The organism is Kribbella sp. NPDC050281, assembly GCF_040655855.1.
Taxonomy (GTDB): Bacteria; Actinomycetota; Actinomycetes; order Propionibacteriales; family Kribbellaceae; genus Kribbella.
In genome coordinates this window covers 52,539-67,598 of record NZ_JBFAKS010000024.1, presented here as the reverse complement: position 1 = coordinate 67,598, position 15,060 = coordinate 52,539, and the positions used below count along the sequence as shown (strand labels likewise).

Below are 15,060 nucleotides of genomic sequence, written 5' to 3'. Positions count from 1 at the left end.
CGATGATCAAGGTTGGGCTCATCGGGGCCGGCGGTATCGCGTCGGCACACATCCGCGGCTACCAGGAACACTCCGCCAAGATCGGCATCACCGCTGTCGCCGACGCCGTGGAGGCCACCGCCGCCGCGCGGGGCGAGGAGCTGGGCGCCACGCCATACACGGACTACCGCGAGATGCTCGCGAACGAGGACCTCGACGCGGTCGACATCTGCCTGCCGCACCATCTGCACCGCGACGCGATCGTCGCGGCGGCCGAGGCGGGCAAGCACGTGCTCTGCGAGAAGCCGCTGTGCCTGTCGGCGGACGAGGCCGCGGACGTCCGCAAGGCGGTCACGAAGAGCGGTGTGACGCTGATGTGCGCGCACAACCAGCTGTTCATGCCCACGGTCGCGAAGGCCAAGGAACTGCTCGAAGCCGGCACGATCGGCACCGTCTACGAGGTACGGACCACCGACAGCTTCTACAACAACTTCGACCCGAGCAGCATGGGCTGGCGCGCCAGCAGCAAGACCAGTGGGGGTGGCGAGCTCATCGACACCGGGTACCACCCCACCTATCTGATGCTGCACCTGGCCGGCGGGCTGCCGATCGAGGCGACGGCGATGCTGTCCACCCACCGGCTGAAGTTCATGGAGGGCGAGGACTCCGCGCAGGTCCTGATCAGGTTCGACAACGGGGTCGTCGGTCAGATGGTGACCAGCTGGGCCTACCAGCCGGCAGCCTCCACCGAACGGTTCTCCGCCGTCGGGGAGCTCGGCTCCCTGCACAGCGACGGTACGTCGTTGTCCTACCAGCTCCGGTCCGGCGAGACCGAGACGTTCGAGCTGGAATCGGTCGACACGTTCGTCGCCGAGATCGGGCATTTCGCCGACTCGTTGCTCGGCAAGACTCGTCCGCTGCACACCGAGGAGGAGGGCATCGCCGTCCTGGGAATCCTCCTGGCCGCCTACGAAGGATCCCGCACCAAGACGATCGCCCCCATCCCGAAGGTTTAGCCCTCCTTGAAGTAGAAGCCTTCGGCCAGGTCGTCCAACAGGTCCGGGTGAGTGGGCTGCCAGTCGAGCAGCTCACTCGTCCGGACCGCCGACGCCGGGTGGTCGAGGGCAGCGAACGCCGCCAGGTAGCCGATGTACTCGGCCGCCTGCTCCGGCGTGACTGAGCTGGCCGGTACGTCGATACCGCGTCCGATCGCCTCGGCGATCCGGCGCAACTCGACGCCCTCCTCCGCGACCGCGTGCAGCCGGGTGCCAGCAGGCGCCGACTCGAGCGCGAGCCGGTACAGCCGGGCCGCGTCGAGCGTGTGCACCGACGGCCAGCGGTTCGTCCCGTCGCCGACGTACGCCGCGAATCCGTTCCGGCGGGCGAAGGTGATCAGCCCGGGCACGAAGCCGGTGTGGTCGAGCGGGCCGTGCACGATCGGCAGCCGGACGACCGAGGACCGGATGCCCTTGCCGGCCAGGTCGATGACGAAGTTCTCCGCGTCGACGCGGTAGCCGCCCGGCAGGGTGTCGTCCTCGGTCCCGGTGCGACCGAGGCCGGCGTGACCCAGCAGGCCGGTTCCCGACGTACCGACGAGCGGCTTGTCCGTGCCGGCGAGCGCATCGCCGATCGTTCGGACGGCGGCCAGATCGGTCTCGGCCGCGCCGGCCAGGTCGCCTGCTTGCATCGCGTCGTGCGGGAACGCGAGGTGGATGACGCCGTCGGCGGCTCGGGCCGCGGCGCGCAGACCGTCGAGGTCGTCGAGGTCGCCGCGGACCACGTCGGCACCCCACTCGGTGAGCCGGGCGGCGGAGGTGTCCGAGCGAGCCAGGCCGGCGACCGAGTGGCCGTGCTGGAGGAGTTCCGGGACGACTGCGGAGCCGAGGTGACCGGAGGCTCCGGTGATGAACACGTGCATGGGGGTTCCCTTCGGTGATGTCAGTCAGTGACATCACCCAGCCTACACCGGTGATGTCACTCGATGACATCGGCTAGGATCTGAGCCATGGCGCGGTGGGAACCGGATGCGGCGGGACGGCTGCGAGAAGCGGCGATGGCGCTGTACGCCGAGCGCGGCTACGAGCGCACGACTGTCGCCGAGATCGCGGACCGGGCCGGGGTGACCGCGCGGACGTTCTTCCGGCACTTCGCCGACAAGCGCGAGGTGCTGTTCGCCGGCTCGGAGGAGCTCGAGCGGCGGATGGTCGAGGCGGTGCTGGCGGCGCCTGAGTCGGCCGGCCCGATGGACGCGGTCGCGGCCGGGGTGCTCGCCTCGGGCGAGTTCTTCGTCGACCGTCGCGAGCACTCGCGCCGCCGTCAGGCCGTCATCACGGCGACGCCGGAGTTGCGCGAGCGCGAGTTCATCAAGATGGCGTCGCTCGCCGCGGCCTTCACCGAGGCGCTGCGCAAGCGAGGCGTCGCCCCGGAGATCGCCTCGCTCGCGGCGGAGACCGGAGTGGCGGTCTTCCGGGTGGCGTTCGAGCGCTGGGTCGCGGACCCTCAGGACGCCGACATCACCGAGATCATGCGAGCCACCCTCGCCGACCTGTCCAGCCTCACCGCCTGAACCGCCTGAACCGCCGAAGCCGGCCGGGACGCGTGGTCCCGGCCGGCTTGCGGAGCGTCGGCTTCAGCCTCAGCCGATGGAGATGCGGTCGAGGTCCGGGGCGGAATCCTCCTCGTTGAAGATGCGGACGGTGTTCGTGCCCTCCTTGAGTTCGACCGGTACGGCGACCGTCTGGACGGTGGAGTTGCCGATGCCCGTGACCGACGCCTCGGTCGGGGCGCCGCCGTTGACGGAGACGAAGTACGACTTGGTCCCGTTGACCGTGTAGTCCAGGTAGAGCTGGTACTGGCCGGCCTGTGCCACTGTGACGTCCGGAACGACCACGTGCGCGTCGTCCGAGCCGCCGAGGTTGCGGACCTTCTGGCTGCCCGAGCATCCGGAGCAGCTGGTCACACCGGCACTGCCGATCTGGTTCAGCGAGCTCTCGGCCTCACGCATGAACACCCGGTCGGCCGGGCGCACCTGGATCGGGACGGTCTTGCTCACCTTGTGCGGAAGACCGACCGTCTCGAACGACACCTCGACCGGGATCTGCACGGGACCGGTCTGGCCCGACGCCGGGCTGGTGATCGTCCATGAGCCGCTGATCGTCTGACCCAGCCGCAATCCGGCCGAGGTGACCGGATCGCCCGACACCGTCCAGCCGGACGGCACGGCCGGAGCCATTCGCACGTTGTCGACCGAGTCCTCGTCCAGTCGCAGATCGGCCGACACCTCGACCGACTGCTGACCCGGACCAACCCACACGACGCCGGAAGGCTTCACCGTCATGGTCGTCTTCGGCACGTACGACGACGGTGGCATCGGACCGACGCTGATCCGGTCGAGTCCGGCAGTGCCCGACACCTGGATCGTGTTGGGACCAGCCTTCAGCGGTACGGCGACCGCCGTACTGCCGGGGACCTCCCGGTTGCCGGCATCCAGGTGAGCCGTGATCGGAGCCGCACCGTTGACGCGGATCGCGAACGTGCCGGCGGCCGACGTCGTACCGTCGAGCTGCAGGCGGTAGGTCCCGTCCGCAGGAGCCTGGACGTCCCGGTAGGTGACGCTGCCGCGGTCCAGTCCAACCACCTGCGCAGAGCCCGAGCAGGCTGTGCAGATGTCGATCCGGGATGCACCGCTGCGATGGAACTCCGCCTCCAGCGGCAGGGGGTTCGCCAGAGCCTGTGGGTAGGCGTAGCCGACCTTGATCTCGTCGATCTTCAGCTGCCGGTAGAACGGCGGCGACTGTGGGCCTGACCAGGTGTTGAGCACCTCGAGCTTGAGGTAGCGGGTGAGCTGGTTGCCGATGTCAATGAACTGCACCCCACGCCGGCTCGGCATCGCGCTGGTCCGCACCGTCTTCCAGTGCTCGCCGTCGATGCTGACCGACACTTTGTAGTCCTTGATCCGCGCCGAGTCCTCCGGTCGCCCGAACGACTCCCGTGCGTGCGTCGGCGACCACTCCGTCTGGTTGACCGCCAGGTACGTCGCCGGCCGCGGCCGGCCCAGGTCGAGGGTCGTCGCGACCGGGAACTGCCCGTTGGCGTCCCAGTAGTCCGGGTAGCTGGCGTCGACAAGGTTCGAGGCCGGGTGGTCAGCGGTGGCGGCGGTGGCCGTCGCGGTCAGGATCGACTGCGGATACAGGCCGGCCTGCCCGGCCGTGGTCACCTTGAACACCGTGTCGTAGGTGTCCCAGTCGGTCACCCCGAGGATGGTGAGGTAGCCGGCGGACTGATTGAACCGGAACGTCTTCCCGGTCCGGACGTCCGTCACCTCGGTGACCCGGTAGCCGTTGTCCCGCAGTCTCACCAGGTCCTGTGACTTCGGCTTGGTCAGCACGTGCACGTACTGCGTCCGGGCGTTGTCCGCGAGCGTGATGACGCCGTGCGCCCCGTCGTTCCAGAACCCGGGCTGCATGCCGCCGTACATGTAGCCGCCGCCGTTGGTCTTGGTCAGGGAGGACCAGACCGGCGGCAGCCACTCTGCCATGAAGTTGTTGAAAGCGACCTGCTGCGGCGGGAACTTGCCGTTCACCATCGCGGTCTCCGCCATCAGCGACTTGATCGAGGATCCAGAGTTGGCGACGTACCGTCCGACGCTGAGTCCGTAGTCGACCTTGCTGTCGCTGCCGTCGTACCACCACTGGCCGGAGGTGGGCAGCTTGTAGTCCGCCTCGGTCAGCCGCGGCATCGGCGTAAAGGTGGCCTGCGGGTAGTCGTAGGCCGGTGTCATGCCGGTCTTCTGCTCGTTGCTGACCGTGTCCATGATCGGCGTGTCCTCGTTGTTGTTGCTGAGCAACCACGAGGGACGCTGCTGGCGGATCTGCTCGTACAGGCCGTGCTGTTCCCAGTAGGCGTTGTCGTTGTCGATCCAGAAGCCGGACAGGTCCGGATAGTTGTCCATCACCTCGTGGAACAGGTCGTAGCTGTACATGCCGAACCCGTCCCGTGTGGTCAGGTCGACCTGCTGACCCTTGTACGCCGAGTAGGCCGCCGAATCGAGGGTCTCGACCCCGGGCACCTCGTTGTGCCACTGCGGGTCGTCGGTCATGTAGAGCAGCACGTGCACGCCCTTGGCCTTGCCGGCCGCGACCAGTTCGCCCAGGAAGTCTCGTTGCGTGGAGCAACTACCAGGGATCGCGGACGGCCACGGCCGGGCGTAGCCGAGGCGGCTGTGGAAGGTGGCGAGCACGATGTACGACGCGTGCAGTTTCTGCGCCTCGTCGACCCAGTAGTCGGCGTTCCAGCCACCGGCGGTGACGTCACGCTCCCAGGCGGCGCAATCGGTGTGGCGGGGTGCGGTGAACATGCCCCAGTGCAGGAAGAGCCCGGCGGTGGAGTCACGCATCCACTGCTGGCGCGGGTTCTCCACCTCCGCCCGGGCGGGTGCGGTGCTGAGCAGTGCGGCGAGCAGGGCCAGCGCGAGGGCGAGCGCGCTGAGCCGCCGCCGGCGGCGGGCAAGTCGGAGGGCCATCGGGGTTCTCTCACTTCCAGGTGGGCGGGAGAAATAATGACAACAAGATTGCCTATTGAGAGATCCGATCTTTCCAACGGTTCCCACCCGTGGTCAAGCCCCCAGGCTCAGCTGCCGGGCACCGCGAGCAGCTCGGCGAGCACGGTGTCCAGCGCCATCCGGGCCGCTCCGAGCGCGACCGAGTCGGCGCCCATCGTCGAGCTGAGCACCTCGATCGGCACCAGCGTCAGCTTCGCCAACTCCCGGCGGAACGGCTCGGCGATGATCGCGCCACCGCGCGACATACCGCCGCCGAGCACGACCACCTCGGGGTCGACGGCCAGCGCGAGCACGGCCGCGCCGCGCGCCAGCACTTCGGCGAACTCGATCAGCACCGCGAGGCTCTCCGGGTCCTGGCGGGCGGCCGAGGCGATCACCAACTCGCCCTCACGCCCCGGCCCGGCACCCTGCTCGGCGGCCAGCGCGGCACCCCGCGCGTGGAGCCGATCGACCGCTGCCTCCCACCCGAGCATCGGCAGGGCGCCGATCTCACCCGCGGCGCCGTGCCGGCCCTGGTGCACCTGCCCGTCGATCAGTACGCCGGCGCCCGCACGGTGTCCGGCGAACATGTAGACGATGTCCCGGTGCTCGCGTGCGGCACCCTTCCAGTGCTCGGCGAGCGCGGCCAGCTTCACGTCGTTGGCCACGGTCACGGGCCGTCCGAGCCCTTCCGACAGTTCACCTGTCACGTCGAGCTCGGTGAATCCCGGCAGCGAGTACGGCGCCAGCCCTGAGCCGACCGGTCCCTCGCGGACGTCGTGCACGCCCTCGGCCGCGCTGAGCAGGCCGGTCACGCCGCAGGCGATGCCGGTGATGTCGTCCGCGCCGAGCCGCGCCTGGGCCCAGCTCGTGCGAGCCACATCGACGGCAGCCTGTACCCGGTCCGGACCGGGCAGCTCCGGGTCGAGCTCGACCCGATGGGTCGCGAGCGTGTTGCCACGGAGGTCGCTGACCACGGCCATCGCCTTGTGGGCCCCGATGTCGAGTCCGGCGACGTACCCGGATTCGGCGCGGAAGCGGAAGTACCGGGCGGGACGACCGGCGCCCCGGGCGGACGACGGCTTCCGGGGTGGGGTCGTCTCCTCGACCCGGCCCTCAGTGAGCAGTTCGGCGAGCAGGTCCTCGGCGGTCGGCCGGGAGACGCCGACGATAGCGCGCAGTTCACGCAGCGTCAGCGATTCCGACTCGAGGAAGGCGCCGAGGGCTGCCGCGAGGTTCAGTCTGCGCAACAGCGACGAATCGCCCATCCGGCCGCCGGCGGCTCTGTCTTGACTCATCCGATGAATCGTCCTTATGCTCGCGCCAATATTGCTAACTGAGTTGCATATTACTGCCGGGTGGGTCGCCGGGGCGACCGCGCGGGCCAGATCGAGAGGAACCCGATGCCATCACGTGGGACAGGCTCAGCACGGTGGACACGCGCGGTCGCGGCGGCGACGCTTCTGACGGTAGCGCTCGCCGGCTGTACCAGCGGCGGCAAGGCGTCGACGAGTGACGCGAGCGGAACGGTCGAACTGACCATGCTGACCTTCGAGACACCGAACCTGCCGGCCTCGCTGTGGGACTCGGCGATCGCCCGGGTGTCGCAGAAGGTGCCGGGGGTGAAGATCAAGAAGCTGGTCACCCCGAACGTCGACCGGACGACGTACGCCAAGCAACTGGCCAGCTCGGGGCAGCTGCCGGACATCATGATCGCGGTGAACCCGCAGGGCTTCGCCGAGGGCGGTCAGCTGGCTGAGTTCGGCAAGGACGAGCTGAAGGACTTCGCCAGCCCGGAGTCCGGCGCGATCAACGGCAAGATCTACCAGCTGCCGACCAATGCCCAGCCGCAGTCCCTGCTCTACTACAACAAGGCCGACTTCACGAAGGCCGGCATCACCGCCCCGCCGAAGACCTGGACCGACTTCCTGGCCGCGTGCGCGAAGCTCAAGGCCGCGGGCATCACGCCGATCGCCGTCGGCGGTGGCGGCCAGGACACGTTCGCCAGCATGTACACCTGGGTCGGCACGGTCGGCACCGACGTCTACCTGTCCGACCCGGACTTCTCGAAGCAGATCCGGGACGGCTCGAAGACCTTCGCCGACCCGCTGTTCGTGAAGGCCACCGACAAGGTCGCCCAGCTGGCCAAGCTCGGCTACCTGGACAAGCAGGGCACCAGCCGTTCGTACGCCGACCACGAGAAGGCGTTCCGGGCCGGCTCGGCCGCGATGTACCCGATGGGCTCGTGGTTCGCCACCTCGGCCGACAACGACAAGCCGACGTTCGACGTGGGCGTGTTCCCCTGGCCGTCCGACGACGGCAAGGCGGTCGTGCCGAACCTCACCGGCGGTGGGCTGAGCGTCAGCGCGAAGGCGGACAACGTCGACCTGGCGAAGAAGTTCGCGCTCGAGTGGACCAAGGACAAGGAGACCTCGGACGCCTTCACCCGGGCGGACGGAACCTTCAACACCGTCGCGGGCTACCAGCCGCCGGCCGACATGGGTCCGCTGTTCAAGGCGACGCTTGCCTTGTACAACCAAGCCGTCAAGGACGGCACCGTCACCCCGGCGCTGTCGATCGAGCAGGGTGACAACGGCCTGCCCGCCGACCTGACCGTGCCGGTGCAGCAGATCGCGGTCGAACTGCTGAACGGGAAGTCCGACGCCCAGGCCGCCGTCGGGAAGCTGGACAAGGAATACGCCGCACTCAAGTAGTGCGGCAGCCGACGAGGAAAGGTAGTCGATGCTGCGGCCAAGCAGGCCACCGAAGCGCCGGGAGTTGCCGTCCGTGCTGCGCCGGGCGCGGGAGTTCTCCGGGTTCGCTCTCCCCGGGTTGTTCCTCTACGGGTTGCTCGTGCTGGTTCCGATCGGATGGACCGTCGCCCAAGGGTTCACCGACCGGAACCGGTTCGACCCGCAGACCAGTTGGGTCGGGCTGGACCAGTTCCGCCGGCTGCTCGAGGACGACCAGTTCTGGCTGGTGCTGAAGAACACATTCGTGGTGACCGCGATCGTGGTCGTCGTACCGAACGTGCTCGGTCTCGGCATCGCGCTGCTACTGGATCGCGAGTCGTTGCTGTACCGGCTGCTGCGGTCGGTCTTCTTCACGCCGGTGATTCTCAGCGGCATCGTGGTCAGCGTCATCTGGCAGAGCGTGCTCCGGCCGGACGGCGTACTGAACAAGGTGCTGGCCGACGCGGGCGTCGAGTCCGCGCCGGGCTGGCTGTCCGACCCGTCGATCGCGCTGTACTCGATCAGCGGGATCCTGTGCTGGCAGATGCTCGGCTTCTGCGTCGTCGTCTACCTGGCCGGGCTGAACGGCGTACCGAAAGAGTTGTACGAGGCGGCGATCGTGGACGGCGCGGGCTGGTGGCGCCGGTTCGGCTCGGTCACCTGGCCGATGATCGCGCCGGCGGTGACGATCAACACGGTGATGCTGCTGATCAGCGGCTTCAAGGTGTACGAGCACATCCTCGTGCTCACCAACGGCGGGCCGGGGCGCAACACCACCGCCTCGATCGCCTTCGACGTGATCGAGAAGGGAGTCCGCGGCGACCGGATCGGCTACGCCGCGGCGGAGGCCACCATCATGCTCTGCATCATCGTCGTCCTCAGCGGCGTCGTCCTGCGCCTGCTGCAACGGCGGGAGGTGCAGCTGTGAGGAACCGCTTCGGGACCGCACGCCCGATCGCCGCGGTCGCCCTGGCCGCGCTGTTCTTCTTCCCGGTGTACGTCGTGGTGATGGGCATGCTGAAGCCGCCGAGTGAGATCCAGTCCTCGCCACTCGGCCTGCCGACGCCGCCGACCGGAGCGAACCTGGGCGCCGTACTCGGCCGCGAGGACGGGCTGTACTGGTCGGCGTTGCTCAACAGCGTCCAGATCACTGTGCTCTCGGTCCTGGCGTTGACGTTGCTCTCGGCAATGCTGGCGCACTACCTGGTCCGGTCCACGGCCCGCTGGACGCGGCCCGCGCTGTTGATGCTGCTGGCCGGGCTGATGATCCCGCCCGCCGTGATCCTGCAGCCGGTGACGCAGGTGCTCGGCGCGGCCGGCCTGATGAACTCCGTCGTCGGGGTGGTCTGTGCGAACGTCGCCTACTACCTGCCGTTCGGCGTGTTCGTCTTCTCCGGCTTCATCGGCACAGTTCCGGTCGAGATGGAGGAGGCCGCGAGCATCGACGGCGCGAGCCGGTTCCGCCTGTTCTGGCAGGTGGTCTTCCCGACCCTGCGCCCGGCCGCGGCGAGCGTGATGATCTTCCTCGGCGTCTGGGTCTGGAACGACTTCCTCACCCCGCTGATCGTCCTCGGCCCGGAGTCCGGCACCACGGTCACCGTCGGCGTCTACCGATCGGTGGGGGAGTACTCGACGAATTTCGGCACCCTGTACGCCTTCTCGTTCCTTGCATCGTTGCCGGTGCTGCTGTTCTTCGTCGCCCTGCAGAAGCAGTTCGTCGCCGGTCTCACCGCGGGGGCGGTCAAGTGACTGTCTTCTTCGAGAACCGGGTCCTGCTGCTCACCACGCCCGGTACGTCGTACTCGGCCTACCTCGGCGACGACGACATCCCGATTCACACGCACTGGGGTGACCGGATCACGCGGGCCGACGCGGCGTACCTGGCGACGAGTACGGCGGCCCGGTTGGCCGGGGAGTGGACGAGCTTCCGGTCGCCGGCCAACGGTCATGAGGAGTACCCGCTCGACGGACGCCTGCAGTTCGGACGGGCCGCGTTGTCGCTCGGCTTCGGGGACGTCCGCAGTACCGAGTGGTCGTTCGCGGGGCATGTCGTCCACGGCGGCCGTGAGCTCGAGCTGCTGTTCGATGCCCGCGAGGTCAGGATCAGCCTCCATTACCGGGTGTACGACGACTGCGACGTGATCGACCGGTGGGTGACGCTGCGGAACGAGTCGGGTGATGCGGTCGATGTGCATCGCCTCGACTCGGCCGCTTGGGTGATGCCGGAACAGGCGAAGTACCGGATGTCGCATCTGACCGGGCGGTGGGCGGCGGAGACCCGCCTCGGCCGGACCGACCTGGCCGAGGGGCGGTTCGTGCTGGAGAGTCGACGGGGGATCACGAGCCACCACGTCAACCCGTGGTTCGCGATCGACGACGGATCAGCGACCGAGGAGCTCGGCGAGGTTTACAGCGCGGCTCTGCACTGGAGCGGGTCGTGGCGACTGCTGGCCCAGCGCGAACTCGATGAGCCGGTGCAGGTGCTGTTCGGCTGGGGCCACGAGGACTTCGGGCCGCGCCGGCTGGAGCCAGGAGAGCAGCTGCAGACGCCGGTGACCTCGGGTCTGTTCAGCACGGGCGGATTTGGTACGACGAGCCGCGCGTGGCACTCGTTCGCACTGAGGCACGTGTTGCCACGGGCAACTGAGGTCCGTCCGGTGCTGTTCAACTCGTGGGAGGCGACCGAGTTCGACGTGGACGAGGCGAGCCAGGTCGAGCTCGCCACGCAGGCGGCCGACCTCGGCTGCGAGCTGTTCGTGCTGGACGACGGCTGGTTCGGCCAACGGGTCGACGACCGGACCGGGCTGGGAGACTGGTCGGTGAACCCGGACCGTTTTCCGAACGGGCTGCAACCGCTGATCTCCAAGGTCCACGCGCTCGGCATGGGCTTCGGCCTGTGGGTCGAACCCGAGATGGTGAATCCGGACTCCGACCTCTACCGCGCCCACCCGGACTGGGTCTACCACTTCGACGGGCGCGAACCCGCGCTGATGCGCAACCAGTTGGTCCTCAACCTGGCCCGGCCGGACGTCGCCGACTGGGTTCTCGGTGTGCTGGACGACCTGCTGAGCTCGAACGATCTCCAGTTCGTGAAGTGGGACATGAACCGCCCTTTCACCGACACCGGCTGGCCGGCCGAACCCGGCCGGCAGGCGCGGATCTGGTTCGACCACGTGACGGCGGTGTACGCGATCATCGACGCGCTCCGGGCGAAACATCCCGGAGTCGCGATCGAGGCGTGCTCGGGCGGCGGTGGCCGGGTCGACCTCGGGATGATGGCTCGCACCGACCAGTTCTGGACCTCGGACAACACCGACGCGCTGGACCGCCGCTCCATCCAGCACGGGTTCAGCCAGGTCTATCCGGCCCGCACGATGTCGTGCTGGGTGACGGACCTGCCGACGTTCATCAACAAGCGTCAGGTCCCGCTGACCTACCGCTTCCACGTCGCGATGGCCGGCGTACTCGGAATTGGTGGAGATCTGACCGAATGGTCGGCCGACGACCTCGCGTCGGCGAAGTCGCTGATCGCGGAGTACAAGGACATCCGGGACGTCGTGCAGCACGGATCGCAGTACCGGCTGGGTGAGCCTGGTCGATCGGCGTCGGCGGTCCAGTACGTGACGGCTGATCGCGGGGAGGCCGTCGTACTCGTGTATCAGGAGGCACAGCAGTACGACAGTGCGCCGCGGCCACTTCGCCTGCAGGGCCTGGATGCTTCAGCGACGTACCAGGTCGGTGAGACGGCGGTGTCGGGTGCCCTGCTGATGAGCCACGGTTTGTCGCTGACCTTGACCGGTGACTACGCGAGTCAGGTCATCCGCTTGAGGTCAGCTGTCGAGGTGGTTGCGTAGGGCATCGAGGTTGGTGTCCCAGTCCCGGGCCAGTGCGGCGAGGAACTGCTGCGCCACCTGCATCGGCGCGGACTGGAGCCGGTAGCGAACACGGCGACGCTCGCCGTGTTCGGCGGTGACAAGGCCGGCTTCGGACAGCAGGGTGAGGTGTTTGGCGATCGCCTGCCGGGTGATCGGCAGGCGATTCGCCAGGTCGGTGGCGGTCGCCGGACCGCCGGCGGCGAGGGCGGCCAGGATGTTGCGCCGGCTCGGGTCGGCCAGGGCGACGAACACCTGCTCCGCGACCGCCTCGACGTCGGGTGCTGACGGCGTACCGGACTCAGGCGGCATCGAGGTAGTCGACCAGTTCGCCGAGTTCGTGGGTCCAGCCGGTGCTGTTGCCGCCGAACGCCTTGTCGTGTGCCTCCTGCGGCAGTTGGGCGAAGCCGGACTCGACCACGGTGAGCCGGGTGCCGGTGCCGGTCGGCTCGAGGGAGAACTCGACGTACGTCCGGCGCAGGTCGTCCGCGGGCAGTCCGTAGATGTGCCAGGTGAAGGCGAAGACCGTCGGCTCCTCGACGCGTTCCAAGGTCAGCTCGGCGGTGTCACCGCTGGTCCAGGTCAGCCGCGCCACACCACCGGGCCGGAGATCGATCGTCGCCTCGTTCCCGAACCACGTGCCCAGGCCCTCGGCTGTGGTCAGCGCGGTCCACACCTTCTCCGGCGGGTGGGCAAGCTCCAGCACCCGCTCGATCCGATCGGGAAAACCCACGACAACCTCCGATTGCAACCGTTTGGTTGCTTGGACTATAGCGTGCCGCAGGGAATAGAGGCGGCCACCTCAGCGGGGAATCGGGTTGCCTGTCGGCGTGTACTCGACCAGGAGGATGCGGTTGTCGAGGACGCGCTGACTGGTGAGGGTCAGCTCGGATTCGTTCAGCCCGTCGTACGCCCACTCGCGTCCGGTCGGGCCGCAGAACAGCGGGAACACCATCAGCCGAAGGTTGTCCAGCACGCCCGCGTTGACCAGCTGCTTCACCACCGACATGCTGCCCATCGTGCGCAGCGGTACGTCGCTGCTTTCCTTGAGCGCGAGCACCGACTTGACCAGATCGTCGGACTCGATCGTGCTGTTCGGCCACTCGACCGACTTCAGCGTCCGCGAGAACACCGTCTTCGGCAGGTTCGCCATCCGCTCGTATCCGGCGTCCTTCACCTCCTCCGGCAACCCGGCCAGCGCCTCGTAGGTCCGGCGCCCCATCAGCACGTGCTGCGGGGCCGCAGACTCCTCGTCGATCCATTGCTGCAGATCCGGCCCGAGATACCCGAAGTACCCCGGCGACTCCGCTCCGCGGGCCCAACCGTCCGCAGAGATGAACAGATCAGCAGTAACCGTGGTTCCCATCTCGCACACCTTCCGTAGCCGAGGTCACACCTTTCCCGCAACGTCGGAGCACCAGCCGGAACTTCGACACCGACATGGGCGATAACTCAGAATGAACCTCGATCCGCCCGATGATGGGGTGGTGACGGGATTTCGGTCGGCGCTCGAGGTCAGTCGTGGGTTCTATGCCGAGGTGATCAGGCCGGTGGTTGAGGTTCCGCACGCGGCCGGGTTGCTCGGGTGGGGGTCCGACGTACTCGGGTATGACACCGAGCGGTCGATGGACCATGGCTGGGGTCCGCGGTTGCAGGTGTTCGTCGACGACGTGAAGCCGGTGCGGGAGGCGATCGAGGCCAACCTGCCGGACGAGTACGACGGTCACGCGGTGCGGTTCGGGTGGGATGCGCAGGAGCCGACGCACCACATCACGGTCACGACGCTGTCCGGCTGGCTGGTCGATCACCTCGGCTTCGATGCCAGCAAGGGCGTCAGCCTCGAAGATTGGATGGTCACGCCACAGCAGCAGTTGCAGGGAGTGGTCGCAGGTTCGGTGTACGCCGACGACGGTCGGCTCGAGCCGGTCCGGGCCGCACTGCAGTGGTATCCGGACGAGCTGTGGCGCTGGTTGCTCATGTGTCAGTGGTCGCGGATCGCGCAGGAGGAGCCGTTCGTCCAGCGTGCGCACGAGGTCGGCGACGAGCTGGGCTCCCGCGTCGTCGCGACCCGGTTGGTCCGGGACCTGATGCGCCTTGCGCTGCTCCAGTCGCGCGCCTACGCGCCGTACACGAAATGGCTGGGTACGGCGTTCGGCCGGCTCGGGCACGCGGACGGATTGGACCGAGTGCTGGCCGAGGTGGTCGCGGCCGGCGACCACGCCGATCGGGAGCGCGCGCTGACCACGGCGTACGGGCTGGTCGCGCGGCGCCACAACGCGTTGGGGATCACGCCCGAGGTCGATCCGTCGCCACGCCAGTTCTTCGACCGCCCGGCGATGGTGCTCGGCGCCGAACGCTTCGTCGACGCCTGCCAGGCCACCGTCACCGACCCACGGGTGCGGGCGCTCGGGATGTTCGGCGCCATCGACCAGTTCGCCGACAACACCGATCTGCTCAGCAACCCGTCGGCGTACCGGAAGCTGATCGGCGCCTTTCGTCCTCCAGCGGAAGCCTGACCCCTCCGCAGGGGGCGCCTGGATTCCCGCCCACTCGACATCCTCCCCTCCACCCCGACCGCTCTGTGCCCCGCCGCCACCCCACCTGCCCAGCCCCGTCCGATGGGCTGACCCACAGGACGCAGGGTTGGCCAGCCGGGTGCCGTGGGCCAACCCACACTCCGATGGGCTGACCCACCGGACGCGGGGGTTGGCCAGTCAGCGTCCGGTGGTCGACCCGCTGTCGGGTGGGCTGACCCACAGGACGCAGGGTTGGCCAGCCGGGTGCCGTGGGCCAACCCACACTCCGATGGGCTGACCCACCGGACGCGGGGTTGGCCAGTCAGAGTCCGGTGGTCGACCCGCTGTCGGGTGGGCTGACCCACAGGACGCAGGGTTGGCCAGCCGGGTGCCGTGGGCCAACCCACACTCCGATGGGCTGA

The 15,060-nt window shown here is 68.4% G+C and carries 13 protein-coding genes; 7 read left to right on the top strand and 6 right to left on the bottom strand.

Translation table 11 applies throughout. From position 1 onward, the window contains the following. Window positions 1-2 precede the first annotated feature (2 nt). Window positions 3-995 (top strand): Gfo/Idh/MocA family oxidoreductase, encoded by a 993-nt coding sequence (locus AB0I34_RS25115; protein WP_360449124.1) that lies wholly within the window; start codon window positions 3-5, stop codon window positions 993-995. On the opposite strand, the gene AB0I34_RS25110 is transcribed toward AB0I34_RS25115, so the two are convergent. Further along, window positions 992-1,897: an SDR family oxidoreductase gene (locus AB0I34_RS25110; RefSeq protein ID WP_360449121.1), complete on the bottom strand. Its 906-nt coding sequence runs from the start codon at window positions 1,895-1,897 to the stop codon at window positions 992-994. The two genes, AB0I34_RS25115 and AB0I34_RS25110, sit on opposite strands and share 4 nt — an antisense overlap. 87 nt (window positions 1,898-1,984) lie before the next feature. Between AB0I34_RS25110 and AB0I34_RS25105 the strand changes: the two genes are divergently transcribed. Beyond that, the gene (locus AB0I34_RS25105) at window positions 1,985-2,545 is read left to right on the top strand and encodes a TetR family transcriptional regulator (protein WP_360449119.1); all 561 of its coding nucleotides are present in this window, start codon (window positions 1,985-1,987) and stop codon (window positions 2,543-2,545) included. Window positions 2,546-2,614: 69 nt separating this feature from the next. On the opposite strand, the gene AB0I34_RS25100 is transcribed toward AB0I34_RS25105, so the two are convergent. Continuing rightward, window positions 2,615-5,500, bottom strand: a complete 2,886-nt coding sequence (locus tag AB0I34_RS25100) for a CBM35 domain-containing protein (protein WP_360449117.1) — start codon at window positions 5,498-5,500, stop codon at window positions 2,615-2,617. A gap of 107 nt (window positions 5,501-5,607) precedes the next feature. Continuing rightward, window positions 5,608-6,816: an ROK family protein gene (locus AB0I34_RS25095; protein ID WP_360449114.1), complete on the bottom strand. Its 1,209-nt coding sequence runs from the start codon at window positions 6,814-6,816 to the stop codon at window positions 5,608-5,610. A 105-nt stretch (window positions 6,817-6,921) separates the two neighbouring features. Here AB0I34_RS25095 and AB0I34_RS25090 point away from each other — a divergent pair, with 105 nt between their 5' ends. Genes AB0I34_RS25090 through AB0I34_RS25075 form a run of 4 tightly spaced genes read left to right on the top strand, consistent with a single transcriptional unit; the run spans window position 6,922 to window position 12,104 of the window. Then, the gene (locus AB0I34_RS25090; RefSeq protein ID WP_360449112.1) at window positions 6,922-8,232 is read left to right on the top strand and encodes an extracellular solute-binding protein; all 1,311 of its coding nucleotides are present in this window, start codon (window positions 6,922-6,924) and stop codon (window positions 8,230-8,232) included. Window positions 8,233-8,260: 28 nt separating this feature from the next. Further along, window positions 8,261-9,178, top strand: a complete 918-nt coding sequence (locus AB0I34_RS25085) for a sugar ABC transporter permease (protein ID WP_360449109.1) — start codon at window positions 8,261-8,263, stop codon at window positions 9,176-9,178. Beyond that, window positions 9,175-9,999: a carbohydrate ABC transporter permease gene (locus tag AB0I34_RS25080; RefSeq protein WP_360449106.1), complete on the top strand. Its 825-nt coding sequence runs from the start codon at window positions 9,175-9,177 to the stop codon at window positions 9,997-9,999. The genes AB0I34_RS25085 and AB0I34_RS25080 overlap by 4 nt, the downstream gene beginning before the upstream one ends. Next, a complete protein-coding gene (locus tag AB0I34_RS25075; RefSeq protein WP_360449104.1) occupies window positions 9,996-12,104 on the top strand; it encodes an alpha-galactosidase in 2,109 nt (702 codons plus the stop codon). The genes AB0I34_RS25080 and AB0I34_RS25075 overlap by 4 nt, the downstream gene beginning before the upstream one ends. On the opposite strand, the gene AB0I34_RS25070 is transcribed toward AB0I34_RS25075, so the two are convergent. The 3 genes from AB0I34_RS25070 to AB0I34_RS25060 all read right to left on the bottom strand — a co-directional run bounded on the left by AB0I34_RS25070 (window position 12,081) and on the right by AB0I34_RS25060 (window position 13,488). Beyond that, a complete protein-coding gene (locus AB0I34_RS25070; protein ID WP_360449101.1) occupies window positions 12,081-12,434 on the bottom strand; it encodes a metalloregulator ArsR/SmtB family transcription factor in 354 nt (117 codons plus the stop codon). The two genes, AB0I34_RS25075 and AB0I34_RS25070, sit on opposite strands and share 24 nt — an antisense overlap. Then, window positions 12,424-12,855, bottom strand: a complete 432-nt coding sequence (locus AB0I34_RS25065; protein WP_360449099.1) for an SRPBCC domain-containing protein — start codon at window positions 12,853-12,855, stop codon at window positions 12,424-12,426. The genes AB0I34_RS25070 and AB0I34_RS25065 overlap by 11 nt, the downstream gene beginning before the upstream one ends. 69 nt (window positions 12,856-12,924) lie before the next feature. Further along, on the bottom strand, window positions 12,925-13,488 hold the full coding sequence (locus tag AB0I34_RS25060; protein WP_360449096.1) for a dihydrofolate reductase family protein: 564 nt from the start codon (window positions 13,486-13,488) through the stop codon (window positions 12,925-12,927). 121 nt (window positions 13,489-13,609) lie between these two features. Between AB0I34_RS25060 and AB0I34_RS25055 the strand changes: the two genes are divergently transcribed. Continuing rightward, window positions 13,610-14,638, top strand: a complete 1,029-nt coding sequence (locus AB0I34_RS25055) for a DUF4037 domain-containing protein (protein ID WP_360449094.1) — start codon at window positions 13,610-13,612, stop codon at window positions 14,636-14,638. Window positions 14,639-15,060 lie beyond the last annotated feature (422 nt).

Excerpts from the sequence above, each read along its gene's own strand:
- AB0I34_RS25110 (WP_360449121.1), bottom strand. The coding sequence starts at position 1,897 with ATGCACGTGTTCATCACCGGAGCCTCCGGTCACCTCGGCTCCGCAGTC.
- AB0I34_RS25095 (WP_360449114.1), bottom strand. The coding sequence starts at position 6,816 with ATGAGTCAAGACAGAGCCGCCGGCGGCCGGATGGGCGATTCGTCGCTG.
- AB0I34_RS25105 (WP_360449119.1), top strand. The coding sequence starts at position 1,985 with ATGGCGCGGTGGGAACCGGATGCGGCGGGACGGCTGCGAGAAGCGGCG.
- AB0I34_RS25085 (WP_360449109.1), top strand. The coding sequence starts at position 8,261 with ATGCTGCGGCCAAGCAGGCCACCGAAGCGCCGGGAGTTGCCGTCCGTG.
- AB0I34_RS25070 (WP_360449101.1), bottom strand. The coding sequence starts at position 12,434 with ATGCCGCCTGAGTCCGGTACGCCGTCAGCACCCGACGTCGAGGCGGTC.
- AB0I34_RS25090 (WP_360449112.1), top strand. The coding sequence starts at position 6,922 with ATGCCATCACGTGGGACAGGCTCAGCACGGTGGACACGCGCGGTCGCG.
- AB0I34_RS25100 (WP_360449117.1), bottom strand. The coding sequence starts at position 5,500 with ATGGCCCTCCGACTTGCCCGCCGCCGGCGGCGGCTCAGCGCGCTCGCC.
- AB0I34_RS25115 (WP_360449124.1), top strand. The coding sequence starts at position 3 with ATGATCAAGGTTGGGCTCATCGGGGCCGGCGGTATCGCGTCGGCACAC.
- AB0I34_RS25060 (WP_360449096.1), bottom strand. The coding sequence starts at position 13,488 with ATGGGAACCACGGTTACTGCTGATCTGTTCATCTCTGCGGACGGTTGG.